Raw genomic sequence first — 24,114 nt, forward strand, 5'->3', positions numbered from 1 at the left:
TGCGGTTCTGAAAGCTTCTTCTTCGGTTTCATAAATCAACGATTCTGCAACTATTTGGGCCCTGAAGGGCAAAAAAAGCGGGTTTTCCATATTCGAACCGCATTATAAACCACTATAAATCATACGGTTACGTTTTTTTCAGGGGCGACTAACTATTTTTGCGAATTTGTAAAGGTTTAGATCAGGCTCGTCTTCATCAATTATAACTGCTTTATACTCTGAGTTTTCTAGAGATATATTGCTTATCTTACTAGTAGGTCGGAAAATCCAATAATCCTCGTGATAAGTGCCATTTTTATCGATACAGGCTGCCTTTTCAAAGGGCAAGTTCTGGTTGTTTCTTAGTATGTACTCCTTTAGTAAGTCTTTACAAATTAAATGGTTGTGTAAAATCATTATGTCGAAGTTATCTTTTACTCTGCCTTTAGGTGAAGGGAAAGCTTCTTCGAAAAATAATGTAGTGGCTTTTTTACCAATGTCATTTAGCTCATAATCTTCAGAAAGATTGTGAACTGAAAGAACAGGAAAGTTTCTAGTTTTATCTCTTACTGGAATAAAGTAATTCATCACTTAAATTATTATATGATCTTCATGGTGCTCTACGGTTTTCCAGTCTTCATAATTTTCTATATCCATGAAGCTTAACCCTGTAAGCTTATTTTCTCGTAAGAAATTTAAGAATTCTTCTGTTATAACTAGATCTCTTAAATATGGTTCGCGGAAGAATATTGTGTTTAATCTAATTTCTTTGTTGACCACAATTTTTTCGAAGTCATACATGTTTAATGATGGCATATCTTCGTCAATAACAGTTACATCGAATACAGATTTTTCTAGATCGATAACACTTTTATTTATACTTGGGGTGATGATCCAGTAGTCCTCTATATACTCATTATCCGATTTGATGTAGCAAGCTTGTTCGATGTTGATAGTGGCATCTATTTCTGTAATGAAGTTTTTTATCTTCTCGTTTACAACAAGTGCAACATTAAGAGTCATGATCGGAGAAGGCGATAATGATTTGTTAAGTTCTTTGTAGGAGTCCTCGACGAATACTGTACTGTTGAGCTTGCCGATATCCTTTATTTTTATGTTTTTTGAGCTTTTGCTCAAGCTTAGCATTGGTGTTGATTTTTTAATTTCTTTAAAGGGTATGTAGTATTTCATCTTCCAATCTCAAGTTTATATTCTTTAGGTGGTTTTATATTATGGATTCTACTTAGTTTGCATTCGGTTGTTTTTCTATCCTTATTTATATTATTGAAATTAGAACACCCTATCTTCGATTTTGTTTCAAAATTACTTGCTGATGAAGTTAGTTTTAGTTTGAAATTTCTTATATCTTTAAGTATTTCGAAACTGGTATTGTTCATTAGATTTTGGATTCTTTTTTTGTTTTTACTGCTTGAATCTTTGTTTTCACAGATGTCGTCAATATGAATTGACAGTTTGTCAACTTTACGTCTTACTATATCATGATAACTTAGAGGATGATCATCATCGGGATCGTTTGAGGTGTTAATTTTAGATGTATGGCCTGAGCGATGCACCTGGATACCCATGTGACATGCATCGAATGGATCTGTAGGTATAAATACTAAATTCTCCAGAACATTAATATCGTACCCTAAATGATCAATTTGTTCTAAATATGTAGCTTTACTCAAACCTTGCTCAGAAATCAAATGATGCGCCTGCATATTAATTCCTCCATTCTTAGAATGCTTTGGGTGATCTTCAAATTTAGCAATAGCTTCAGTTATTGTCTTAAGATATTTAGAATCCGCAAATTCAGATAATAAGTGCACCACTCATGGTTAAACGGTGAGGAGAGATCAACTGCCTGTTGGTGGTACTCTATCGTAGCCAAACAAAAAAGAGTATTACCATGAGTTACAAGCAGTTGATCGAAGGTCAAAGATACCAGATTTCAGCCTATCTAAGCGAGAACTTAAGCTTTCGAGAGATTGCCAGAAAGATGGGGCTAAACCATGCCACCGTTAGCCGTGAAGTACGTCGCAACAGTATGTCTTCTCGTGACTACATACCGCAAAAAGCACACGCTTTGGCACTCAAGCGCCGTAAAGAGTCCGCCAAGTCGAAGGTCTGCGAGCTGACGGTCATGTTTGTTGAATATTGCTTATCGTACAAATGGAGTCCAGAGCAGATAGCGGGTGTCGGCCAGTTGATCGGCTACCCGGTCAGTCATGAGTGGATTTACAACTATATCTATTGTGACAAACTACGAGGCGGAAGTTTGTATCGGCAGCTACGCCATAATGGTCGTAAATATCGCAAAGGAAGCCGTTCAAAACGCGTGATCATCCCTAATCGTGTGGGTATTTAGCACCGACCTAGCATTGTTGATACGAAGCAGCGACTGGGCGATTGGGAAGTCTATACTGTGTTAGGAAAACAAGGTACAGGCGCTATCGTGAGCTTGGTTGAACGTAAATCGAAGTTGTATCTGATTCGCAAAGTGAAAGCGAAAAGCGCAGATGAAGTGCGTGACGCCATGATCCAAATGCTATGGCAGCATCGTCATTACGTGCATACCATCACAGCGGATAACGGACTTGAGTTTTGCGGCCACGAGGCTGTTGCTAATGCTCTGAGAGCCGATGTGTATTTTGCGAACCCGTATGCTTCGTGGGAGAGAGGATTGAATGAAAACTTCAACGGACTGCTGCGCCAATACATCAAAAAAGGGACGGACTTAAGGACTATAAAGGATGATCAATTGTCGCAGATAGAACGAGAAATCAATCTAAGACCAAGAAAGTGTCTTGGGTTCAAGCAGCCAGCCGTAGTGTTTGAAGAAATGAGCCGAGCTGCTTAAATAGCGGGTGGTGCACTTGGTAGTTGAATTCGCGTGTTTTTCTATAACCGATTAAAGTTTTCTGTGGGCAGCATCTTTATACTCTAAGAATAAGGGATTTTACTTGAGGGTTTAGATCGTTGTTTTGAGCGAAGTCTTTAAAGTTCTTTATGAGTTCTTTTACATATTTGTCGTTAAACAGCTCTTTATTGTTTCCATAAGAAATCGCAACTGCATCTATTGCAGCCTCAGATATATTTTTTTCCCATTTGCTGTTAATGAAAGTGTATACATAATCTAAAAAGTTCTTATAATTTTTCAAATCTGGTTCTGATGTGTCCCAGTAGCCTGATAAAAAGTTAAAAGATGCTATCTTTAGTTCGGAAGAATAATTTATTAAGTTTGACATTATTTTGTCATCTATTCTGATATCTATATCTCCAAATATTCTCCCGATTTTCCATGGGTCTTCATATGTGTTGTCGTATTTAGCTATACTTTCAAGTTTACTGATTAAGCATGAAAAAATTTCTTCTGTTTCATAAAGCGACAGAGTTTTGATAATACTTTCTTCATCTAAGTCAAATATGTCATTATTTAACAAGTCATATAATTCTTGATTTTTTTTCATGGTTGCTTTACTCCAACATCTAAACCCGAATTTAAAAATAACTCATGGACGTTGTTAAGAATTTTAGTTCTTTCTTCTTTAGTTCTTCCGCGACTAAATCTTCCTGATTTGTCATTGATTCTCCATTCCTTAGTTTCTGAGTTGAACTTTATTTCTCCGCCTACTCTAGCACCTTCGTCCTCAACTAAAGAAGGATGCCCAAGTTTTTGCCCTGGTGCAATCTTCTCCTCAGTCCCAATTCGTAGGTTACCATCTTTGTCAACTACCCATATGTATGAGTTTCCCTTTTCAAGAGGTATTGCTTTATCTCCCTTAAATATGATTTGTAGTTTAGGGTTTTTTGTTATCCTTCCATCAATGGTTTCATATTCTTTCAAGCCTGGATATGGCTGCCTTAGATCACCAAACAGATCATCGAGATCCAGTAAATTTAAAACGCTTCTCTCTATAAGTAACGTCTCACCAGTCTGTCCTTCTTTCTTCAATTCCGGTGATCTAATTATTCTTAAGTTTTTTCCAATCGTTTTGAGTAAGTCAATCGAATTTTTAATAAATTCAAGGATGTTCAAAAACGCTTCGATTGCTAGGGCTGTACCTTTAACCTTTGTTACAGCAATGGTCGCCTTACCAATTTGAGTCAATCTGGCTATGATCAATGCTAAACGACCTGCAGCAGCAGGCGCAAATAGGAGTCCTAATATTATTCCAAAAATAACTTCAAGTAATATATAGAATCCAGCAGCTCCCACAAGAAAGAAGTAGAAGTTTGGAGGTATTATTTCAATAACTCTGGCGAGAAAGGCTGCAAACTCCCTGCCTATTGAATCCCCAAAATACTCAAGGAATACTGAGTGATTATCAGTATTGGTCATGATGTCTTTTGCAAGCTTGGGATCAATGTCACCTATCACATTTTCTACAAATAGCTCTACATCATCTATGTTAGCTTCGTGTAGATGTACGAGGAATTCTTTTATCTCTTTCTCATGCTTATAGATCTTAACCGAGTAGTCAGCTATTTCTACAATATTTTCAGCAGATGACTTTACTAATGAGGCGATCTGCTCCATTTCGGCCCGTCTTTCCTCCATTTCAGACTTAAACCAAGCCGAAAAATCACCGGATTGAAAGCCTTCACTCAGCCAGAAGGAAATTCCAATTCCTGGGATAGCTCTGGATAAAATACTGATGGTTCCATTTTTTACATCTTCAAAGTTGATATTGTCAAAAACGTCTCCAGTATTAACTAAGTCTTGAAACCACCGTTCCGCCCCGACGATATTTCCTTTAGCGGAAGCAATATATGCAGAGCTACCTCCATATTTTTTCCAGTCTTGCTGGAATGGAAACATAGCATTGTTTAATTTTTTTAGCTCAAAACCGAATGATTCTCTTAATGAAGCTTTTAGTTCTAATGTTGCCTCTTCAAGCTCTTTATTTTCAACACCTTCAACTTTTACAGAACCAGGCTCAACATTTTGTCGAACAACGGTACCAGGCTGATCCTTTGTTTCCACAGCCATCGCTTCGGATGACGCCGCACTGTTATAGCCCTCACCACCACTTAAGGCCGTAAAAGGAACGCTGGATTCGTTTATGCTAAGAACAACCGGGCAGCTATGGATAGGGGTTCTCCAACGATCTTTATATACCCCTTGAATTTTAAGCCAGCTCGTTTGCCCATCTGGCCCAACCTTTCCTTGTTTGGCGGCAGGCGTTTGTTGGTTCATCCAAACACAGTCGCCCGTACGAACGGATTTCATGCCGTTGACATGAACCGACGCGCTCTTATCCAAGGCAAAACTGATTTCTGTGAGTGTCCCCGTTACGATACCGCCTCGACGACCTGGTTCATCACCTGTAATGCCTGTGATAAAGCTTTCACCATGCATAAAAGCGGGTTTGCCACCGGCAAACACATTGGGGCTAACGTTTTCACTGTTCGCCATAGTGTGGGTAATGTTATACGGGATAGGGCGCCACTTTTTACCTACCTTTGTCCAGCACACATCCGGTGCGGTATTAACGAGAACATAATCCCCGTTTTTGGTGGCAATGCTTCCAGAACCTGCCATGGTACTTTTCCTTAAGTTATGCCTGCGCTGTTCACTATTGACTAACGATGTCCTTCATCATAGTGGCGGGCGTGTTCAATCCGTTGATGCATCTCTGGGTGCGAGGACAGCCAGTTGCTTAGGCTTTCTTCGCTGAGTGTTTCTTCATTGTTGTTTTGTTCGTACCCTTCGGGTGCGATTAGGCTTAGGGCGTCCGCAAACTCAGAGGTGGGGATATCCAAAGCCACCATGTTGTCGAGTGCATATGTATCCGCTTCCTCCTCGGCACCGCGGGAGTAGTCCTGTTGCAATAAGAAGGCCGGGAAGCCGACTAATATCTCTTGGCCAAAACTCAAGTCACCGCCAAAGATGGCTAAGGTTACCATGGTTAAGCCGGATGCGGCGATCACTTGCTCAAGCCCGTGTCGTTCTTCGACGTGTCCAATTTCGTGGAGGATAACCGAGCCAATCTTCTCTTTGGTTTGTAAGCGTCGAACCAGCTCATCAGTCAGAATAATATCACCGGAGGGTAGGGCAAATGCGTTGGCTACGGGCTCCTCACTCATGCCAAAGGCTCTAAAGTGTAAGCGCAAATCCAAGGTGCCTGTATAGCGGTCGGCTAAGGTATCTTTAAAGTAACGTTGGACTTCTAACTGGGTTTCAATGGGGGTTTCACTGGCCCCTAACGCAAACTCATCCAAGCTATTTAGGGTTTGCTCGCCGATAAACTCGGCCACAGAATCGGGGATTTGTTGCGCCGCGATATGGCTAATCGCTGGGATGCCCCAAGTAATAAACAGAACAACCGAAAGAACACTGAGGACAAGGCTTGCCAATATCCATTTAAGATTGGTCTCTAACGTATGGATGATGAGTGCGCTTTTACTTTGACCGCACTCTCCAATCCAGGAGTCCACCGCGTCGTTATTGTGGGTTTCTAACTCCCAACCATCCGGGAACCGGATGCGTCTTGGGATGCTGCCTACACGGCTACTGATGTTCAGCTGGGAAAACTGCCCCATCAGATGAGGGTTGTCTTCATCGACAATGTGTAACTTAAAATGGCTACCGCGTGTCAGCAGTTCAGCCCGATAACGGGCCGAACTGTTTTCTGGGTAAAGGTATCCAGTAATGATGAAGGGGTTTGTCACAAACTCAGTCCTAAATCGCCTTGTACGTCAAATACGCCGCCCAGCTCTTCACCCAATGCGGATTGCTTTTGTTGCTGCTGGGGTACGTAATGGTTCAGATCTTGATGGATGGTGCCTTCGAACGACTTTGCTCGGTACTGGGCCAGTCGGATAGCTGCAATAGGGTAGCCTAAGCCACATGTAAACATGATGATCAGCCAATTAGTAATCAGTAGACCGGTCAGTGGCATGGTACGCAATGTGCTGTTAAAGGTAACCGCGTTATCCAAGGTGAGGTGATCAAGCACATGGTTACTGATGCGTGCTTCCATAAACGCTTTCGCCCAAAATGAAAATGCGAATAACCCAAAATAGGCCATCGCGCCTGCAAGTGCCATTATTAAGCCGCTCAGTGCTTGAAAGTCCTGATTCATGATCGCGATTACAACGCTGCCCGAGCCAACAATGGCCAGCACACCTAAGATTGCAAAAGCTAAGCCAAAGCCTGCAACCAGGATCCATAAATAGGTTTTGTAGAAAAACCAAGTGGAAATTTCGGTCGAGAAGCGGCCTTGTCCATAACACATCTCATTAGCGTGATATTCATGAATACGAGCCTGAACATAAGGGATCACAAGATAAAACGACAATGCTGCAATCGTGCCGCTGATGGCGGCAACAACTGGCAAGTCAAAGAATTCGTAGCTTACGTAGGCTAATCCACCCAGAAGAATAGCGGGCGCAAACGGGATAATAAGTACAATCCAGTAAGCGCGTTTTAGAGTACCGGTAAAGGTAAAGCGTACTCCACGGTAGCTCGAAACTCGCGCTTTAAATCGATAGCTGCTCCAGAGTATCCAAGGTGTTGCCAAAACCAACAGGGCAAGCACAATTAGGGAGCTCTCTAAGTGGATATTGCTGAGTATGACGTAAATCATTAGGGCGATGATCGCAATGACGCGCCCTTTGAAAATTTGCCATCCTGTGGCGTGGTATTCAAAGTTGGACCCATCAAAGAAGGTATTGCCGTAAAAGTAGCGCTCTACACGTACTTTGGCCCACGCCGAATATATCCCCAGTGTGGCGATACTCAGTAATACGTTAACGATCCAGATCTTAAAGAATTCGCCGTCGCGCCCTTGAAAAACAAAGCGTTGAGAGGTGTTTGGTTGGCCTTCCATTACGATTCCTTTCGTAAAGATAAAATAGGGGAGTAAAAAACGCAGCCAATTGTAGCAAAAAAGGGCCAGTCGTCATGTAAGGTAATGAAAAATAGGAAATATTCCTAGGCGATTTGCCGCTATCATCAAGTGCACATACACGGAGGTGATTGTTATCGAAACACAAAAGCATACCCAATTGGCGTCTTGCTGCCTGGCTATCTTGTCCACAGCGCTCATGGTGGGGTGCAGTAGCCACTCATCGGTGCCCGATCACCTTGTCCTTCGTGGGTTTTCTAATGAGGTTACCTATCAAGAGCAATATCACTTGGCTAAGCCTAAAACTATGTCGCTCAAATCACTGAGTCGTCAGATCAATAGCAGTGTGACCTACCGTTATGGTGTCGGCGAAGGCGATCTGAATACGGCTAAGGAGGTGATCTTGATGGTTAAAAAGTCGGCAAAGGGAGAAGGGGCCCGCTCATTTACTGAGGCGTTTGATGAAGGGTGTCAGCTGTATCAACACCGACAAGAGTCCATTCAAGGGCTACTGACCCAGAGCGAGGTTATGGCATGCGAACCAAAGCATGGACGCCCAGGTATGGTGGTTGCCAACAAATCGATCCGCGGGCCATATCATTGGTTTGTTGCAACTTACTATATACCCTTTGATGGGACGAATCAGATCGACCCTCAGGATTTTGAGTCATTGCCGGTCAGTCCCGATCAGCGCTTTCATCTGCACCAATTTTTAACCCGAACCCACCTGCAAGTGACTCCGTGATCAGCTTGGATTAAATAGTCCTAGTAGCTCCCACCACAGATAGTCCAGTGGAATAAGCACAAACCAGGTGATCAAGGTCAGTGGAATCGTCACTCGGGTTCTTTGTTAGATCTTGCGCGTGTTCGGTATTAAGGATCAGTCTTCGATCACCTTGACGAGGAGATCCCCTTTGCCCCCTTCCTCAAAAAGATGCTTGATGGGCAGGGTTTGTTCCTTTGGAACGCGTAACCAATAATCCACCGATTCAGCGAACTGCTGGTCGAACACGGCGAGCTCTTTATTATGCACAACGCTGTCCACAAACGCCGTGGCGCTGTAGGGAAAACTAAGTTTCATCACTGTGGTTGGGATGATTTCGATTGGGGTGATCTGCTCTAAAACGGCCCGAGCGCTATCGCCATAGGCTCGAATCAAACCGCCTGTACCAAGCTTGGTGCCCCCAAAGTAACGCGTAACCACGATGCACACGCCACCCATGTTGGCCCCTTTGATCGCGTTGTATATGGGTTTGCCGGCAGTGCCTGTGGGCTCCCCATCATCGCTGAACCCATACGCACCGGCTTTACCGCTGTCCAGCGGGGATCCAGAGATAAATCCCGAGCAGTGATGGCTGGCGGTCGGTTCTCGCAATTTCACTTGGTCAATCATCTGCTTGGCTTCATCGGCACTGCTGATGGGAAAGGCTTCGGCAATGAAGCGGCTTTTTTTGATCTCGATCTCGGTGATCTGATACGTCTCTGGTGCGAAGTAACTCTTGCTCAAGGCCGATCTCGTTCTTTAAGGGTGGTAGGTATGGCCTTTTATTGGATCATTCCTCTGCTTTGTCTGACAAGAGTAAACCCAAAGAGGATGGTGATCCGTATAAAGAAAGTGAATTTTTTTAGAGACAACCTGTCTACTCCAATGTAAACGCATTCAATCACCCGTAGGGAGGCGATGATGGACACCACTGAGCACACACTACCGAATCTGTTTTTGCAGTTAGGCTTAAGTGATCAACCTAGTGAGATCGAGGCTTTTATAAAAGCGCATCCATTAGAGGACGGTGTTGAGATCGAAAACGCCGAGTTTTGGTCAAAAGGCCAGTCTCAGTTTTTGAAAGAAAGTCGAGAGTTTGATGCGGCATGGGCCGAGAGTGTTGACGAGCTAAATGCACTATTGCACGAGCAAGCTTAACCACACTGGCAAATCATACGGACAAAGGTGAATAGCATGAAAAAGATATACGCCGTTTTAGTTTCAGGATAAATTCATGCGTAAATTAACAAAAATATGGGCCTCTGTGCTCGCCATTACTAGTGCTTCTTTGCTGATCGGCTGCAGTGCGATGGAAGGGCTTGGACGCGATATTCAAAAAGGCGGACAGGCGATCGAACGGGCCGCTCAAAAGCACTCCTAATTCCATTTTTATCCTTAGGTAAGAAATCCGTTTAAACGGTTGGTTAGCAGGCTCGCATCCTATAAAATATTGGCCTGCCACATACTTGGTATGTATGTGATTAACCATGTCATAGGCCTGTCGTGGGGGTCGTGACGTTCGAAATCTAAGGAAAAGAACATGCCTGTTATTACGTTACCTGATGGTAGCAAACGTGAGTTTGCAAACCCTGTTTCTGTGTTTGATGTCGCAGCCGACATCGGCGCAGGTCTTGCCAAAGCCGCACTGGCCGGCAAAGTCGATGGCACATTAGTTGATACCAGCCACACCATTGAGAATGATTCAGATTTGGCCATCATCACCGCTCGTGATGAGGAAGGCGTTGAGATCATTCGTCACTCGTGCGCTCACTTAATGGCAATGGCCGTACAGGAGTTATTCCCAGGTGCTCAGGTCACCATCGGACCGGTGATCGAAAACGGTTTCTATTACGATTTTGCTTACGAGCGCCCGTTTACTTCGGACGATCTTGAAAAGATCGAGAAGAAAATGACCGAGCTTGCGAAGCAGAATCTGCAAGTTTCCCGCTCTTTGATGAGCCGCGACGAGGCGGTTAAATTGTTCGAAGAGATGGGTGAAAAATACAAGGTTCAGATTCTGAGCAGCATCCCAACCGATGAAGACTTGTCGTTTTACTCGCAGGGCGACTTCATCGACTTGTGTCGCGGCCCACACGTTCCATCCACCGGTCACATCAAAGCCTTCAAGTTGATGAAAGTGGCAGGTGCTTACTGGCGCGGAGACTCCAATAACGAGATGCTGCAACGCATTTACGGTACGGCTTGGAGCGATAAAAAAGAGCTTAAAGAGTACCTGCACCGTTTGGAAGAAGCTGAAAAACGCGACCACCGTAAGTTGGGTAAGCAGCTGAACTTGTTCCATTTGCAAGAAGAAGCACCGGGTATGGTGTTCTGGCACCCGAATGGTTGGACCTTGTACCAACAAATCGAACAATACATGCGTGCCAAGCAAATTAAACACGGTTATCAAGAGATCAAAACGCCTCAGGTGGTTGAGCGTACCCTTTGGGAAAAATCCGGCCACTGGGATAAGTTTTCTGAGCAGATGTTTACTACTCACTCGGAAAACAAAGACTTTGCAGTTAAGCCGATGAACTGCCCGTGCCACATTCAGGTGTTTAACCAGGGCCTTCGTTCGTACCGTGACCTGCCGTTGCGTTTGGCTGAGTTTGGCTCGTGCCACCGTAATGAGCCTTCTGGTGCATTACACGGCATCATGCGTGTACGTGGCTTTGTTCAGGATGATGCTCATATCTTCTGTGCTGAAGATGCGATTCAGCCTGAAGTGGCGTCTTTCATCGACTTCCTACACGAAGTGTATGCCGACTTTGGCTTTAGCGAGATCATCTACAAGTTGTCGACACGTCCTGAAAAGCGTGTAGGCTCTGACGAGGTGTGGGACAAAGCGGAAAAAGCTCTGGCAGATGCACTGAATGCCGCAAACTTGGATTGGGAAGAGCTGCCAGGTGAAGGTGCCTTCTACGGTCCTAAAATTGAGTTCTCACTGCGCGACTGCATCGGCCGTGTATGGCAGTGCGGTACCATCCAGGTCGATTTCTCGATGCCGGGCCGTTTAGAAGCTCAGTTCGTTAATGAGAAGGGCGATCGTGAAACACCGGTCATGTTGCACCGTGCAATTTTGGGCTCTTTTGAGCGATTCATCGGTATTCTGATCGAAAACTACGCAGGTGCGCTGCCGACTTGGTTGGCACCAACACAAGCGGTGGTGATGAATATTACCGATAAACAGGCCGATTACTGTCAAAAAGTGGTTGAAACGCTGCAAAATTCTGGTTTTAGAGCGGTTTCAGACTTGAGAAACGAGAAGATCGGCTTTAAAATTCGCGAGCGTACTCTTCAGAAAGTTCCTTTCCTTCTGGTTGTGGGTGATAAAGAAGTCGAGAACGGCCAAGTCGCTGTTCGCACCCGTTCAGGTGAAGATCTAGGTACCATGTCATTAGACGCCTTCACTGAATTCCTCGCCAAAGACGTGGAACGTAAGAGTCGTGACGACTAATAATTAGGAGATATAACAATCAAGCGCGATAACAGAAGAGGTGCACGCCGTGAAAACCGTGCACCCATCAACGAGAATATTAGGGCTCAACAATTACGTCTGATTGCTGCAGACGGTGAGCAAGTCGGTATCGTGTCGCTTAATCAGGCTCTTGAGATGGCTCAAGAGGCTGAACTTGACTTGGTGCAAATTTCTGATTCTGATCCGATCGTTTGTAAACTGATGGATTATGGCAAGTTCCTGTACGAGAAGAAAAAGCAGGACAACGAAGCCAAGAAGAAACAGCATCAAATCCAGGTCAAGGAAGTCAAATTCCGTCCGGGTACGGATGAAGGGGATTATCAGGTAAAGCTACGCAACCTGATACGTTTCCTTGAAGCAGGGGATAAAGCCAAGGTAACACTACGTTTCCGCGGTCGTGAGATGGCTCACCAAGAGCTGGGTATGCAGCTGATGAACCGTATCGAGGGCGACCTCGAAGAGTTAGGTTCAGTAGAGCAGCGTCCAAAGCTGGAAGGTCGTCAAATGATCATGGTTTTGGCTCCGAAGAAGAAAAAGTGATTCGTCACATGCAAAAGCCCACAGTCGTTAAGGCTGCGGGTTTTTGTTGTTATGCGAATCCTCAGAAAATCAACGAATGCGTGGAGATTTGTAATGCCTAAGATTAAATCTTGCCGTGGTGCGGCAAAACGCTTTAAGAAAACTGCTAATGGCTTTAAGCACAAGCAAGCCTTCAAAAGCCACATTCTGACTAAGAAAAGCACTAAGCGTAAGCGTCAGCTTCGTCCAATGCTTCAGGTTCACGCTGCTGATAAAGCACTGATCCGTCGCATGCTGCCGTACATCTAAGTCGCTTTAATTAACAGAATTTGAAATAGGAAGGTAAAGAATGGCTCGTGTAAAACGTGGTGTTCAGGCTCGTCGCCGTCATAAGAAAATCTTGAAGCAAGCTAAGGGTTATTACGGTGCTCGTAGCCGTGTATTCCGTGTAGCTAAACAGGCTGTCATCAAAGCTGGTCAATATGCATACCGTGACCGTCGTCAGCGTAAGCGTCAATTCCGCGCTCTGTGGATTGCACGTATCAACGCTGCTGCACGTATCAACGGTTTGTCTTACAGCCGCTTCATTGCTGGCCTGAAAAAAGCCAACATCGAAATCGACCGTAAAGTACTGGCTGATCTGGCTGTGTACGAGCAAGCTGCGTTTGCTGCGGTAGTAGAGAAAGCAAAAGCTTCTTTGGCTTAATGCACCCGCCTCTCTTGTAGAGGTTGCAATGCTTTATACATCACAGGGGAAGGGTGCGAACTCTTCCCCTGTTTTTTTCGGCCCAAGGTTGGGTTATTGCGCCAACATCAGAGCAACGTATGTTTGTCATCTGAGGTTCGCAGAATAACTGAATCAATTCACCCTCTCCCCATGAACTGGAGTTGGACATGGACAATATGCAAAGTATCCTGGACCAGGCATCGGCCGCGGTTAGCGCAGCCAGCAACCTACAGGAACTGGATCAGGTACGTGTAGAGTATCTGGGTAAAAAAGGCCCCCTTACTGCACTGCGCAAGGGCTTAGGCGCATTAACACCGGAAGAGCGTCCTGCGGCTGGTGCAAAGATCAACGAAGCGATCCAACACGTTTCAGAGCAGATCTCAGCGCGTAAAGAAGCACTGGAAAACGCTGAATTAGAAGCGAAACTTGCGGCCGAAACCGTTGATGTGACCTTACCAGGTCGCGGTCAGCCGGTTGGTGGTTTGCACCCGGTGACAAAAACACTGGAACGCATCGAAGCTTTCTTTGCCAACATCGGCTATCAAGTGGCCGAAGGCCCAGAAATCGAAGACGACTATCACAACTTCGAAGCGCTGAATATCCCATCGCATCACCCGGCGCGTGCAATGCACGATACCTTCTACTTTAATGCAAACACCTTGTTACGTACCCACACCTCTGGTGTACAGGTGCGCACGATGGAAACGCAACAGCCACCGATCCGCATTGTGTGTCCAGGTCGTGTTTACCGTTGTGACTATGATCAGACTCATTCACCGATGTTCCATCAGGTTGAGGGCTTGATCATTGATAAAGACATCTCTTTCGCCGACCTAAAAGGCACCTTGGAGCAATTCCTGCGCGAGTTCTTCGAGGAAGATGTGAAAGTGCGTTTCCGTCCTTCTTACTTCCCGTTTACGGAGCCTTCGATCGAAGTGGATATCGACCGTGGTGACGGCAAGTGGCTGGAAGTTTTGGGTTGCGGCATGGTTCACCCAAAAGTGTTCGAAATGTCCGGTATCGACCCAGAAGAATACACCGGTTTTGCGTTCGGTATGGGGGTAGAGCGTTTGGCGATGCTGCGTTATGGCGTCAACGACCTACGTCTGTTCTTTGAAAACGATTTGCGATTCCTGAATCAATTCAAGTGATTCTCGCAACGACATCCAACCGAACCGAATTAGTTTCAGGAAAGTAAGATGAAATTCAGTGAACAATGGTTAAGAGAGTGGGTTAACCCATCCATTGATACCCAAGGCCTGGTTGATCAAGTAACCATGGCAGGCCTTGAAGTGGACGACGTAGAGCCTGTTGCCAAAGCGTTTTCCAATGTTGTAGTCGGCGAGATTCTGAGTGCCGAGCAGCACCCAAATGCCGATAAACTGCAAGTGTGCCAAGTGTCTGATGGCACCGAAACCTTCCAAGTGGTGTGTGGCGCCCCTAACGCACGTGCAGGCCTAAAAACGGCTTTTGCGAAAGTCGGTGCGGTGCTTCCATCCCCCGAGGGTGAGTTCAAAATCAAAAAGGCGAAGCTGCGTCAGGTGGAATCCCACGGCATGTTGTGTGCTGAAGACGAGCTTGGTTTATCAGAAGATCACGGCGGCATTATGGAGCTGGCTGCGGATGCGCCCGTAGGTACGTCGCTGCGTGAATATCTTGATTTGGATGATCAGATCATCGATGTGGATTTAACGCCAAACCGCGGTGACTGCCTGAGCATCAAGGGCTTAGCGCGTGAAGTCGGTGTACTTAACAAAGCGCCTGTCAGCTACGTTGAGATCGCCAAAGTGGCTCCAAGCATTGATGATACCTTCCCGATTGAGCTTAAAGCGCCACAGGCGTGCCCACGTTACCTAGGTCGCGTGATTAAAGGCATCAATGTGAAGGCAGAAACACCGCTTTGGATGGTAGAAAAGCTGCGTCGCTCGGGGATTCGCTCGATCGACCCGGTTGTGGATATCACAAACTTTGTTCTACTAGAGCAAGGTCAGCCGATGCACGCGTTTGATCTGAACAAGCTCTCAGGCGGTATTGTTGTGCGTATGCCAAATGCTGGCGAGACGCTGACGCTGCTGGATGGCAACGAAGTTACGCTCAACGACGATACGTTGATCATTGCCGATCACAACGGCCCTGTTGCGATGGCGGGTATCTTTGGTGGTCAAGACACCGGTGTTAACGAAGATGCGAGTGACATCTTCCTAGAGTGTGCCTACTTTGATCAGATCGCAATTGCAGGCCGTGCACGTTCATATGGCTTACACACGGACTCTTCGCACCGCTATGAGCGTGGCGTCGATTATCAGTTGCAGCACGATGCTATGGAGCGTGCAACCGCATTGCTGCTTGAAATCTGCGGTGGCGCTGCAGGCCCAATCGTTGAAGCGAAAAGCGACGAACATCTGCCAAAAGCGCGTACCGTCACGTTGCGTCAAGCGAAAGTGAATCAGATGTTGGCGTTCGATATGCCCAAAGCTGAGATCGAAGAGATCTTAACGCGTTTAGGTTTAGGTGTGACGGCCAATGCGGATGATAGCTGGACCGTTAATGTACCTTCTTATCGCTTCGACATCAGTATTGAAGTGGATTTGATCGAAGAGTTAGCGCGCGTATACGGCTACAACAACTTACCGGTTAAGATGCCAAGCAGCGCTCTGTCATTTGTGCCAAGTGATGAGTCTAAGATCAGCCTCAAAACACTGCGCCGCTCGCTGGTGGCTTTAGGCTATCAAGAGGCGATCATCTACAGCTTTATTGAGGCAGGCCTTCAAAAGCAGTTTGATGATCAATATGAAGCGTTAGCGTTGGCAAACCCGATCTCTGCCGAGATGGCGGTGATGCGTACAACCTTGTGGCCAGGCCTTGCTAAAGCCTTGCAGTACAACCAGAACCGCCAACAAAACCGTGTTCGCTTCTTTGAATCCGGTCAGCGTTTCTTAAGTGTTGGCGAAGAGCTGATCCAAGAGAACGTGCTGTCGGGCTTGATCTCAGGTAACCGTGAGCCAGAAGGCTGGACTGGCAAGTCTAAGCCGGTTGATTTCTTTGATCTTAAAGCGGATGTTGAGGCTCTGCTTGCACTCGGTGGTGCGGCCAGCGAGTACCGCTTTGTTGCGGATACCCACGTTGCTTTACACCCAGGTCAGTGTGCACGTATTGAGCGTAACGGTGAAACGGTTGGTTTCATGGGCGCATTGCACCCACGCTTGATCAAGTCGCTGGACCTAAATGCGCCTGTGTACGTGTTCGAGCTGCGCTTAGACCCGCTTATTGAAGGTAAGCTGCCACGCTATCAGGAATTGTCTAAATTCCCTGAGTCGCGTCGTGACCTTGCGTTGATCGTTGATGAGAAAACCCCATACGATCTTCTTCGCACGACAGCGCTCAATGCGGGTGGTGAATTCCTCAAGCATGTGCTCTTGTTTGACGTTTACCAAGGGCAAGGCATTGAAGTAGGACGAAAAAGTATCGCTTTGGGCTTGACCTATCAGCATCCTTCGCGCACTCTTAATGACGAGGAGATCAACGAATCCATTAACCAGGTTCTTGATGCACTGTCCTCACATGCAGGAGCAACATTAAGAGATTAAGCAAAGGTGGTGTTCATGAGTTCTTTGACTAAGGCAGACATGGCAGAGCGTTTGTTCGAGGAGTTAGGTCTCAATAAGCGCGAAGCAAAGGAAATGGTTGAATCCTTTTTTGATGAAATTCGTGAAAGCCTCGCCGCTAACGAGCAGGTGAAGTTGTCCGGGTTTGGCAACTTCGACCTGCGTGATAAGCGCCAACGGCCTGGGCGCAACCCAAAGACCGGTGAAGAAGTACCGATCAGCGCCCGCCGAGTGGTGACCTTCCGACCAGGCCAGAAACTTAAGGACCGTGTAGACGACTATGCAGACAGCAGGTCCCAGTCAGCCTGATCTACCCGCTATTCCTCCCAAAAAATACTTCAAAATCAGTGAAGTTGAGCAGCTGTGCGAAGTTAAAGCGCACGTTTTGCGGTACTGGGAGAAAGAGTTTGATCAAATAAAGCCGGTTAAGCGAAACAACCGGCGTTATTATCAGCAGCAGGACATTATCCTGATCCGCGAGATCAAAAGCCTACTTCATGACCAGGGATACACCATCTCGGGTGCGAAGCAGTGGCTCAGTGGTGATCAGGGCGTGGATGAAAATCGCCGCTACAAAGAGTTAATCCGTCAAACCATCAGCGAGTTAGAGCAAATCCTCGATACGCTCAAGCAACGCTGATCCTCTTTCTAGCCCAAATGGGTTAACCCATTGGGCTGGAAGTACTGCACTTTCGCACCGAATTTCCCCCAACGTATTGGTCATTTTTCCTATCTTGTTTAGGATCAAGAACGCTCTATCAGTCTCCACATAATAATAGGAATCAGGAAGATGAGTGTGATCAAGGTTGGCGTTGGACACAGTACAGATGCAAAAGCGGCCATTGCTCAAGCACTGGAGCCGGTTAGTAAACCCGATATTATTTTCTGCTTCGTCAGTATCGAACTCGATATCAACTCTGTATACACCACCGTCCGAAATACGGTCGGTCAAGACGTTCCTATTGTCGGGGGCAGTGCCGCCGGGGAGCTATCGCATCTTTACCAAGAGCCACAATCGGGCTCTGTGGTTATTATGGCGCTGCAAAGTGCGTATTTCAGCGTTGGTGTTGGTGCAGGCGAGGCACTATCGATACGCCCCGTTAAAGCCGCTCAGCAAGCGATCCGTGAAGCCCAAGGCAAGTTGGTATCAAACCCTGCGGTCATGTCCTTAATGGCTATCGCTTTGGACAGCAAAGGGGCCTCGGAAGTCTCCCGTATCAAGCCGTGCGTTAACATTGTGTTACCAGACGGTTGTTCATCCCAAGAAGAAGCCTTCCTAAGAGCGCTGTTACTGGAAACCGGAACGGTAGCCCAAGTGATTGGCGGCTCCACCTCGGGCGATGGGAAAGAGCCGATCTCCTACCAAATCTGTGATGGCGTCAAAACCGATACCGCGGTGGTTGCAAGTTTCAGTACGGCCATCAAAATGGGAACGGCGATGGGGCACCCTTATCTGCCCGCGGGGCAGGGCGCGGTGGTCACCCAATCCGATGGGCGTGTTGTTAAAACGCTAAACGGTAAGCCTGTCAAAGAGGTGTTGTCCAACTTGATGGGCCAAGGGGGTTTGACCCCCGAGCTGTTTGTACAACACCCGTTTGGGATTAAGTCGTCGGATGTTTTTGGTGAGTACACCATCAAAAGTGCTCAAGCGCTTAACTCCGATGGCTCGGTCAGCTTTTATGCCGAGATTCCGGTCGGCGCTTTTTTGCGCGCCATGAAAACGGATAAAGCCATTGCTGAGCAGCAGTTTCGAGAAACACTGCAAAAAGCGATTGTGGATGCGGGAAGTCCGAAGAAAATTGCGGCCATCATCGTCTTTAACTGCATCCTTCGCCATCAGCTTAAAACGCGGTTGGGGGTTAATGATCTTAGAATCATTCAAGAGGTCTGCGGAGATGATGTACCGATGATCGGTTTCAACACCTTTGGCGAGCAGGGTCATACCCAAGGTGGCTCGGTTGGGCACTATAACCAGACCGCCACGGTTTTGGTGATTGCCGACGAGATCGTCACCCAGTAAGTAAAAAAACCTTCACAGATTCAATCAGTTTGGTTACTATGAGCGCCTCTCTTGTGAGGTGCTTTCGCCATCTCACATCCTTAGTCGGGGCGTAGCGCAGCCTGGTAGCGCACTTGCATGGGGTGCAAGGGGTCGCAGGTTCAAATCCTGCCGTCCCGACCAATTTTTCTCTTTAAATTCAATGGATTATTTTAGAACCATAAAGCCTTGGGGTTTTTTTGGGCCTAAATCTGAGTTTGCTTTTTACAAGTAACAGGGCGAAATACTAATTTTTCCTACAGTCGTTGATGCTCTTCTATGGTAATTTTCGCTTCCTTTCAAACGGTTCAAGGATGAATACCATGGGTTTTTTCGACAAAGTTAAATCCTTCAAAAATGCGCTTACAGGCGGCGGTGCGACTGTTTATTTTGAAACAGAGGGTATGGAGTTAGGAAAGCCCTTCGACATTACAGTGAAGGCCACCATTGGTGATCAAGATTTAAAAGTTAGCCGAGTGTACTTTGATATTGAAGGGTGTGAGCGAGTTAAGGTCAGGGTGACCGAGCGTTCCAGCGAGGATGGCGACGTGAGCAGTTCAACTCGTGACCATACGGTGAAAACGGTGACCCACAGTCATCATGTAACGGTTGCTGATGCCCAAGTGCTGTCGGCCAATGAAAGTTACGAGTGGAAAGTAACCGTCACCTTACCGGAAGATTTACTCCCTGTTTACTACGGTCACCATTGCCAACACACCTACGTAGGCCGGGCTTCGCTTGATAGCTTCGGTAATGATCCCGATTCTGGTTGGTTGTCGTTGTAGACTCTATCGAGATTAAGTGTTTACGATGCCAATCGCTAAAGTCTCGATCATAACCGCTGTTTTGATGTTAATGTCGACCATGATAAATGCAAAAAGTGTATGTCATGGCACAACGTCGAACGGTTCGCTTGAGGGTGGCGTTAAGCTGCCATCAAGTGGTGTTAATTTTGTCACCTACAGCTACACGGCAAGTCTAGCTGGGCGGACTTATGTTCACTCAGAGGTTAGAGATATCCTGCTGGATGCCTATTCATCTCTCGAACATGATCAGCCTCAAAAAGTGTATAAATACGCTGAGACCGGATTTGAAGAGGGTGGTCTGTTTCGCCCCCATAAAACCCATCAAAATGGGTTGTCAGTCGATTTCATGACACCTGTGATGGACGATGAAGGTAATTCCGTCCATTTACCGACCCACCCATTAAATAAATTCGGCTATAACATCGAGTTTAGCCGTCGTGGGCAGTATGACAAATATCGGATCGATTATGAGGCGCTCGCGGCTCACCTTGTTGCTCTGGATAAAAGCGCTAAAGCGCGTGGATATAAAATTTGGCGCGTGATCTTTGCCCCAGAGCTACAAGCTGGGCTTTTCAAAACTCAGTACTCTCGATACATACAATCGCATATTCAACTGTCTAAAAAGCGTTCTTGGGTTAGACACGATGAGCATTATCACGTTGATTTTGTGATACCTTGCCAATGATGAACGGATCTCATTTTAAGGAAGCTCGGTATGCACATTCAGCCATTGTCAGCGCAAGATACGGATATTGTTAGCCAAATTTCGTTACGTGCCTTTATGGAAGATGTCGCAGATACGGTAAAACCAGAGGGCGTTGAGGCATTTAAAGCACTGGCAACGCCCGAGGCTTATAAAAGCCGAATGTAGAGCGGCAACGTCATTCTTACGGCTAAGGAAGGCGCGCAAATCGTGGGTGTTATCGAGTTAAAAGAGGGAAAGCACCTTGCGATGCTGTTTGTTGATCCCTGCGCGCAACGAAGAGGCGTAGGTCAAGCGCTGTTGTCGGCCATTTTACCCTTTGTGAAGGTTGACCCCATTGTCCGTTAGGGCTTCGTTACCGTCTGTGCCATTTTACGAACGATGCGGGTTCGTTAAAGAGGGGGACATCGCTGAGGTTTCTGGGCTTGTCTTTCAAACTTTGTATTTAGAGAAGCTCTTAGAGTGAGCAAAGTGAGGTTCCACTTAGACGCTCCTTGTGGTTCTTTTCCTTAATGACTAGCACTGAAATCTCTTCTCAATATCTGTATCACTGGGCCTTCCTGAATTTCTATTAATATCGGTTTTTTATTTTGGATATAGACAGCGAATTAAAGAAAGTCTTGCCTCAATGTGAGTGATTTTTGTGAAAGGGATGTCAAGGTTATGTTCCACTTAAGATATATGCTTTTTTCGCTGAAAAAGGCTTGGGCTCTGTGTTTGCTTGTTTTGGTTTTGGGGCTACTGGCTGTCGATCAGGTTGTTTATGAGCAGGAGGCCGTCGATGTGTCTTTTCTATCAAATACTATGAAATACACGATGACTGGCAATGTTGAGTACGTCTATTTCGAAGATCGGAACGGCTTATTGGGTTCTGTTAGAGGCGAGTCTTACATTGGATATAAAAACGGTGAATCGTTTAAAGTGCTTAGAAAAACATCGTTTTTACTAAGACGGGTGACTTATGAGCACTTTCCCCTTCTAGAAGTTAGCAAAAGCGATCTGGATCGATCGAAAACTTATGTAAACCGAATGGAAAGAGGGTAGGCGATACAGCGAATGCCTACCCGATGACGTTAGATAGCCGGCATGGTGATAAAGTTTGGAAGGGCTTTAATGCGATCCATCCAGCGGCCTATGGCAGGGTATTGATCCAGTTGGATTCCACCTTCGTGAGACAAGGCCACATATGGGAACACCGCACACTCGGCCAAGGTTGGGCGATTCAACGCAAGCCAGTCGTGCTGGGCTAAATGGCTTTCAAGTAAAGCAAGGATGCGATCGCTCATGGCCAAGGTGTCCGCTTTGTTCAGCTCATAGCCAAATTTATCGACCAATCGCGCGGCGTTTGGGCCGTGTTGGATCTCATTCGCGGCGGTAAATAGCCACTGTGCCACTTGAGCTTGCTGCGCGGCTTCCTCTGGCCACCACTGAGCACCGGCGTGCTTTTTAGCAAGGTAGATTAAGATGGCTTGTGAATCACGCAAGATCAGTTCGTCATCCTCTAAGATTGGGATCTCGCCCCATGGGTTTTTGTCGATCAAGGGTGCGCGCTTGTGCTCACCGTCCAGAAAGTCCACTGGGATGATCTCAAGCTCAATACCGGCGAGTGCAGCCAGCAGTCGTACCTTGTAGCAGTTACCAGAGAGTTCTAAATCGTACAGTTTCATGGGTCGCTCCTTGTTGTTATTCGCTTTACGAGGTGAGTTGGTTAAATTCCAGTACGTTGCCATCAGGGTCTCGGATAAACAAGGTGATCCGCCGTGGCCCCAGTGGATGGATGTCTTCGGTAATCGTGATGCCTTCTTCCAATAGCCAGTCCCTGAGTTGATAGAGATCGTCCACCACAAAGGCTGGATGGGTCACGCCAGGCCATTTGATCGGCTGATCCAACAGCACATTATTGTTACCGGCCCTTGAGCTTGCGTTGAAGATGAGATTGATCCTAAGCCCATGCTGATTGGTCATCTCATTGGCTTCGTGGGTTGAAAAGTACCCCGTTTGACGAAACCCAAGGCGCTCATAAAAACGAGTCGCCTTGGATTTATCCGATACGCGAATCCCAATGTGATCAAAAGCCGTTAGGGTGTGGCCGCTCAAACCCGCTTGCATGCCTTGCTCCTATCTTCTGTTGCCTATCGTGTGAGGCGGTGTTTGGCTATTAAGTCAGCTCCATAAAACGAAATAAATGCTGTATTCTTGATAATATTATTAAGAAAAGCTGATAAATAGATGGATAAACTCAAGGCCATGTCGGTCTTTGTGGCGATTGTTGATCAAGGCGGGCTCTCTAAGGCGGCTGAACAGATTGGCCGATCCCCGGCGGCGGTGGTGCGCACGTTGGCCGAACTCGAGGCGCATTTAGGCGTTCGGTTGCTCAATCGGAGTACAAGGCGCATCTCGCTGACCGATGATGGTCGGGAGTACCTTTTGCATTGCCGTAAGATCGTGGCGGATGTTGAAGCCGCGGAGCTGTCGATTGATCTTCGTCGCGAAACGATTTCTGGCAAGCTCACACTCACTGCGCCAGTCACCTTTGGGCGTTTACACTTGGCTCCTTTGATCAACGCTTATCTTTCACAGCACCCGCAAGTGAACATCGAGTTGATCCTGCTGGATCGGGTCGTGGACATCATCGAGGAAGGGTTTGATCTGGCGTTGCGTATTGGTCACCTCTCGGATTCCTCGCTGGTAGCGAAACGAGCAGGGCAGGTGAGTGGTGTTGTCCTCGCAAGTCCAGAGGCCCTTAAGCGGTTTGGGCCACTAGAGCACCCAAGTGATCTAAGTCATTGGCCAACCATTAACGAAACCGCTTTTGGTCGGGAGTGGCTGTTTTTCGAATCCGGTAAAACAACCGTGCAGGTGCATCATCCAAGGCTCACTACCAATCAAATCGATGTCGCGCTTAATGCCGCGAAAGAGGGCTTGGGAGCTGTGAAGCTTCTTAGTTACCAAGCGTTTGAGGCGATTCAATCTGGGCAATTGGTGCGTGTTTTGGGTGATTTTGAGCAACCACCGGTACCTGTCCAATTTGTGTACCCCCATTCACGCTTGTTATCCCCAAGGGTTCGAAACTTTTTAAATTGGGTGGTCTCTAAGCTTGAAGCGGCTTTATCGGATATGGACAGTGAATTGTCCGCCAGATGTCTTAAAAATGGTTAAGGGTTCTTGCAATTAACCTCACATCTGGTCAAATGACCCTGCCTTTTTCACAACAGAGCACAAGCGTGTAATGCTCGGTACTTTTTTTTGGCGATTACTCGCCCTCTTTTTTATAGCGTTAGGCTTTATTGGTGCTATGTTACCGGTGATGCCGACCACGGTTTTCCTGATTATGGCGCTTTGGGCAGCGGGTAAGGGGTGGCCGCAGTTGCACGATTGGCTCCTAAACCATCCGCAGTTTGGCCATCATCTGCGTAACTGGCAAGATGATCGCGCAGTCCCCTTATCAGCGAAAATCTTCGCAACTCTTGGCATGGCATTTGGCCTGAGCCTTGTAGTGTATCGCTATGGCATTAATGTGTGGTTTTTCGTCATCGCCATCACGATGGCGGCTATTCTGATCTGGCTATGGCGCTTGCCGGTGCCCTCGGACCGGCACTGAGCAATTTTATCCAATCTTAAGCCGTGGTTGTTTGCTAGA

At 46.6% G+C, this 24,114-nt stretch carries 29 protein-coding genes, 1 tRNA gene and 1 pseudogene; 21 read left to right on the forward strand and 10 right to left on the reverse strand.

The features are described 5' to 3' along the window. Positions 1-138: 138 nt before the first annotated feature. The 3 genes from ACXAF9_RS12955 to ACXAF9_RS12965 are packed head-to-tail and all read right to left on the reverse strand — an operon-like array spanning position 139 to position 1,811. Positions 139-567: a hypothetical protein gene (locus ACXAF9_RS12955; protein ID WP_475074894.1), complete on the reverse strand. Its 429-nt coding sequence runs from the start codon at positions 565-567 to the stop codon at positions 139-141. Between the two features lie 3 nt (positions 568-570). Next, the gene (locus ACXAF9_RS12960; RefSeq protein ID WP_475074896.1) at positions 571-1,170 is read right to left on the reverse strand and encodes an imm11 family protein; all 600 of its coding nucleotides are present in this window, start codon (positions 1,168-1,170) and stop codon (positions 571-573) included. Beyond that, positions 1,167-1,811, reverse strand: a complete 645-nt coding sequence (locus tag ACXAF9_RS12965) for an AHH domain-containing protein (RefSeq protein ID WP_475074898.1) — start codon at positions 1,809-1,811, stop codon at positions 1,167-1,169. Before ACXAF9_RS12965 ends, ACXAF9_RS12960 begins: the two co-directional genes overlap by 4 nt. Before the next feature lie 80 nt (positions 1,812-1,891). On the opposite strand from ACXAF9_RS12965, the pseudogene ACXAF9_RS12970 reads away from it, so the two are divergent. Then, a pseudogene (locus tag ACXAF9_RS12970) lies at positions 1,892-2,842 on the forward strand (IS30 family transposase). Positions 2,843-2,918: 76 nt separating this feature from the next. On the opposite strand, the gene ACXAF9_RS12975 reads toward ACXAF9_RS12970, so the two are convergent. From ACXAF9_RS12975 to ACXAF9_RS12990, 4 genes are read right to left on the reverse strand one after another with little or no spacing between them, the layout of a single operon-like run. Beyond that, entirely contained in the window at positions 2,919-3,452 is a 534-nt protein-coding gene (locus tag ACXAF9_RS12975) for a hypothetical protein (RefSeq protein ID WP_475074899.1), read from the reverse strand. Beyond that, positions 3,449-5,527, reverse strand: coding sequence for a DUF4150 domain-containing protein (locus ACXAF9_RS12980; RefSeq protein ID WP_475074900.1), 2,079 nt, complete (start codon positions 5,525-5,527; stop codon positions 3,449-3,451). Before ACXAF9_RS12980 ends, ACXAF9_RS12975 begins: the two co-directional genes overlap by 4 nt. Before the next feature lie 41 nt (positions 5,528-5,568). Further along, positions 5,569-6,657 (reverse strand): M48 family metallopeptidase, encoded by a 1,089-nt coding sequence (locus tag ACXAF9_RS12985; protein WP_475074902.1) that lies wholly within the window; start codon positions 6,655-6,657, stop codon positions 5,569-5,571. Then, positions 6,654-7,817, reverse strand: a complete 1,164-nt coding sequence (locus ACXAF9_RS12990) for a YjgN family protein (RefSeq protein WP_475074904.1) — start codon at positions 7,815-7,817, stop codon at positions 6,654-6,656. The genes ACXAF9_RS12985 and ACXAF9_RS12990 overlap by 4 nt, the downstream gene beginning before the upstream one ends. Before the next feature lie 202 nt (positions 7,818-8,019). Here ACXAF9_RS12990 and ACXAF9_RS12995 point away from each other — a divergent pair, with 202 nt between their 5' ends. Continuing rightward, positions 8,020-8,580 carry a hypothetical protein gene (locus ACXAF9_RS12995; protein WP_475074906.1) on the forward strand — a complete coding sequence of 187 codons (561 nt, stop codon included), beginning with the start codon at positions 8,020-8,022 and terminating at the stop codon, positions 8,578-8,580. A gap of 135 nt (positions 8,581-8,715) precedes the next feature. Here ACXAF9_RS12995 and ACXAF9_RS13000 read toward each other — a convergent pair whose 3' ends face one another. Then, positions 8,716-9,342, reverse strand: coding sequence for a YigZ family protein (locus ACXAF9_RS13000; RefSeq protein WP_475074908.1), 627 nt, complete (start codon positions 9,340-9,342; stop codon positions 8,716-8,718). Positions 9,343-9,516: 174 nt separating this feature from the next. Between ACXAF9_RS13000 and ACXAF9_RS13005 the strand changes: the two genes are divergently transcribed. The 17 genes from ACXAF9_RS13005 (at position 9,517) to ACXAF9_RS13085 (ending at position 20,940) form a co-directional block, all read left to right on the forward strand. Next, positions 9,517-9,756, forward strand: a complete 240-nt coding sequence (locus ACXAF9_RS13005) for a DUF2789 domain-containing protein (protein WP_475074910.1) — start codon at positions 9,517-9,519, stop codon at positions 9,754-9,756. Positions 9,757-9,832: 76 nt separating this feature from the next. Continuing rightward, a complete protein-coding gene (locus tag ACXAF9_RS13010; protein WP_475074912.1) occupies positions 9,833-9,979 on the forward strand; it encodes an entericidin A/B family lipoprotein in 147 nt (48 codons plus the stop codon). Positions 9,980-10,138: 159 nt separating this feature from the next. Further along, the gene (gene thrS / locus ACXAF9_RS13015) at positions 10,139-12,055 is read left to right on the forward strand and encodes a threonine--tRNA ligase (RefSeq protein ID WP_475074914.1); all 1,917 of its coding nucleotides are present in this window, start codon (positions 10,139-10,141) and stop codon (positions 12,053-12,055) included. Positions 12,056-12,073: 18 nt separating this feature from the next. Further along, positions 12,074-12,616 (forward strand): translation initiation factor IF-3, encoded by a 543-nt coding sequence (gene infC / locus ACXAF9_RS13020; RefSeq protein WP_475075175.1) that lies wholly within the window; start codon positions 12,074-12,076, stop codon positions 12,614-12,616. A 93-nt stretch (positions 12,617-12,709) separates the two neighbouring features. Then, complete coding sequence (rpmI, locus tag ACXAF9_RS13025; RefSeq protein WP_075171641.1) at positions 12,710-12,904, forward strand: 50S ribosomal protein L35; 195 nt, start codon at positions 12,710-12,712, stop codon at positions 12,902-12,904. Between the two features lie 40 nt (positions 12,905-12,944). Continuing rightward, positions 12,945-13,301 carry a 50S ribosomal protein L20 gene (rplT, locus tag ACXAF9_RS13030; protein WP_475074916.1) on the forward strand — a complete coding sequence of 119 codons (357 nt, stop codon included), beginning with the start codon at positions 12,945-12,947 and terminating at the stop codon, positions 13,299-13,301. A gap of 188 nt (positions 13,302-13,489) precedes the next feature. Further along, the gene (gene pheS, locus ACXAF9_RS13035; RefSeq protein ID WP_475074919.1) at positions 13,490-14,473 is read left to right on the forward strand and encodes a phenylalanine--tRNA ligase subunit alpha; all 984 of its coding nucleotides are present in this window, start codon (positions 13,490-13,492) and stop codon (positions 14,471-14,473) included. 48 nt (positions 14,474-14,521) lie between these two features. Then, complete coding sequence (gene pheT / locus ACXAF9_RS13040; protein ID WP_475074922.1) at positions 14,522-16,909, forward strand: phenylalanine--tRNA ligase subunit beta; 2,388 nt, start codon at positions 14,522-14,524, stop codon at positions 16,907-16,909. Between the two features lie 15 nt (positions 16,910-16,924). Beyond that, positions 16,925-17,236: an integration host factor subunit alpha gene (gene ihfA / locus ACXAF9_RS13045; protein WP_475074926.1), complete on the forward strand. Its 312-nt coding sequence runs from the start codon at positions 16,925-16,927 to the stop codon at positions 17,234-17,236. Continuing rightward, positions 17,208-17,567 (forward strand): MerR family transcriptional regulator, encoded by a 360-nt coding sequence (locus tag ACXAF9_RS13050; RefSeq protein WP_475074930.1) that lies wholly within the window; start codon positions 17,208-17,210, stop codon positions 17,565-17,567. The genes ihfA and ACXAF9_RS13050 overlap by 29 nt, the downstream gene beginning before the upstream one ends. Before the next feature lie 150 nt (positions 17,568-17,717). Further along, positions 17,718-18,947 (forward strand): FIST signal transduction protein, encoded by a 1,230-nt coding sequence (locus ACXAF9_RS13055; protein ID WP_475074933.1) that lies wholly within the window; start codon positions 17,718-17,720, stop codon positions 18,945-18,947. An 85-nt stretch (positions 18,948-19,032) separates the two neighbouring features. After that, positions 19,033-19,109, forward strand: a tRNA-Pro gene (locus ACXAF9_RS13060). 179 nt (positions 19,110-19,288) lie between these two features. Further along, positions 19,289-19,750, forward strand: coding sequence for a hypothetical protein (locus ACXAF9_RS13065; protein WP_475074934.1), 462 nt, complete (start codon positions 19,289-19,291; stop codon positions 19,748-19,750). A 25-nt stretch (positions 19,751-19,775) separates the two neighbouring features. Next, on the forward strand, positions 19,776-20,456 hold the full coding sequence (locus ACXAF9_RS13070) for a penicillin-insensitive murein endopeptidase (protein WP_475074937.1): 681 nt from the start codon (positions 19,776-19,778) through the stop codon (positions 20,454-20,456). Positions 20,457-20,486: 30 nt separating this feature from the next. Beyond that, entirely contained in the window at positions 20,487-20,642 is a 156-nt protein-coding gene (locus tag ACXAF9_RS13075; protein ID WP_475074939.1) for a hypothetical protein, read from the forward strand. 12 nt (positions 20,643-20,654) lie between these two features. After that, entirely contained in the window at positions 20,655-20,822 is a 168-nt protein-coding gene (locus ACXAF9_RS13080; protein WP_475075177.1) for a GNAT family N-acetyltransferase, read from the forward strand. Between the two features lie 16 nt (positions 20,823-20,838). Continuing rightward, positions 20,839-20,940: a hypothetical protein gene (locus ACXAF9_RS13085; RefSeq protein WP_475074941.1), complete on the forward strand. Its 102-nt coding sequence runs from the start codon at positions 20,839-20,841 to the stop codon at positions 20,938-20,940. 607 nt (positions 20,941-21,547) lie between these two features. Here the strand turns inward: ACXAF9_RS13085 and ACXAF9_RS13090 are convergent. Continuing rightward, entirely contained in the window at positions 21,548-22,141 is a 594-nt protein-coding gene (locus tag ACXAF9_RS13090) for a glutathione S-transferase family protein (protein WP_475074944.1), read from the reverse strand. A 25-nt stretch (positions 22,142-22,166) separates the two neighbouring features. After that, the gene (locus tag ACXAF9_RS13095) at positions 22,167-22,583 is read right to left on the reverse strand and encodes a VOC family protein (protein WP_475074945.1); all 417 of its coding nucleotides are present in this window, start codon (positions 22,581-22,583) and stop codon (positions 22,167-22,169) included. A gap of 120 nt (positions 22,584-22,703) precedes the next feature. Here ACXAF9_RS13095 and ACXAF9_RS13100 point away from each other — a divergent pair, with 120 nt between their 5' ends. Together ACXAF9_RS13100 and ACXAF9_RS13105 are read left to right on the forward strand one after the other, a co-directional pair. Continuing rightward, positions 22,704-23,633, forward strand: coding sequence for a LysR family transcriptional regulator (locus ACXAF9_RS13100; RefSeq protein WP_475074947.1), 930 nt, complete (start codon positions 22,704-22,706; stop codon positions 23,631-23,633). Positions 23,634-23,703: 70 nt separating this feature from the next. Further along, positions 23,704-24,075 (forward strand): YbaN family protein, encoded by a 372-nt coding sequence (locus ACXAF9_RS13105; RefSeq protein ID WP_475074950.1) that lies wholly within the window; start codon positions 23,704-23,706, stop codon positions 24,073-24,075. The last annotated feature ends 39 nt before the right edge of the window (positions 24,076-24,114 follow it).

The organism is Neptunomonas sp. ABH4_499, assembly GCF_056160565.1.